The 1,077-nt window shown below is 50.9% G+C and carries 1 protein-coding gene; it reads left to right on the top strand.

Annotation, left to right across the window (positions count from 1 at the left end; all coding sequences use genetic code 11):
* The coding region (locus J5224_RS29545) for a TonB-dependent siderophore receptor (RefSeq protein WP_264628629.1) at window positions 1-1,077 on the top strand (1,077 nt) is incomplete at both ends.

Genomic DNA, 1,077 nt, shown 5'->3' on the forward strand with positions numbered 1-1,077 from the left:
ATTTGCGTACTGCTTATGCTTCCTATCAGGTTAGTGAACGCGAAGCTCAGCGGGGCATGGTGTATCGCGATGGCTTTGCGCAAAACTGGGCGACGGATAACCGTATGGTTGGGGAGTGGCAGTGGGGAGATGTGGAAAACACGCTGCTGTTGGGTATTGATTACCGTCGCGCCAATTCACAAAGCCGCGATGGTGATTTCTACGGTATTGGTGCCATTGACATGTTTAACCCCGTCTATGGCAATGCCGTTCTGCCGCTCAACGATTTGTATTCTCACCGTACTGGACGCCACCAAATCGGTTACTACGTTCAGAACCAGTTTCGTTATGACGATCGCTGGATTGCCTTGATTGGCGGTCGTTACGATAAAGCGAAATCGCGCGATCAGAATCTGACTGATGGCAAGGGTAGCCGTAAGGATGACGACAAGTTCACCAAAACGGCTGGGCTGATGTACCTGTTTGATAACGGTGTTTCTCCCTACATTAGCTACTCTGAATCCTTTATGCCGCTTGTGGGCAATGACGGTAAAGGCAATCCATATAAACCGACCGTGGGTAAGCAGACCGAAGTGGGGATGAAATATACGCCGCACGGCTTTAACGGTTATGCGACCGTAGCGCTGTATAACCTGGTTCAGGATAACGTATCGACCACTGACCCTGATCACTCAGGCATCTCAATGCAAACCGGGCAGGTTCGCTCTCGCGGTATCGAGTTGGAAATGAGCGGTGAGGTGGCGCGCGGCCTGACGGTGCTGGCCAATTATAACTATGGCAAAGTCGAGACCACCAAATCACTTGATCAAGCCGAAGTAGGTAAACGCTTTGTTGAGCAGCCATTACAACAAGCGTCCGGTTGGGTGAATTATGCGTTCCAGGGAACACTCTCCGGTTTATCTGTGGGGACGGGGGTGCGTTATGTCGGTAGTTCTTTTGGTGATTCAAAGGAAAGCCCCAACCTGAAATCCCCTGCCTATACCCTTTGGGATGCCATGGTAGCCTATGACTTCACCAAGAATTTGCGCTTGCAGGATAATGCCACCAACCTCAGCAACCGTGAATATGTCAGCGTGT

Source organism: Candidatus Symbiopectobacterium sp. NZEC135 (genome assembly GCF_025962695.1).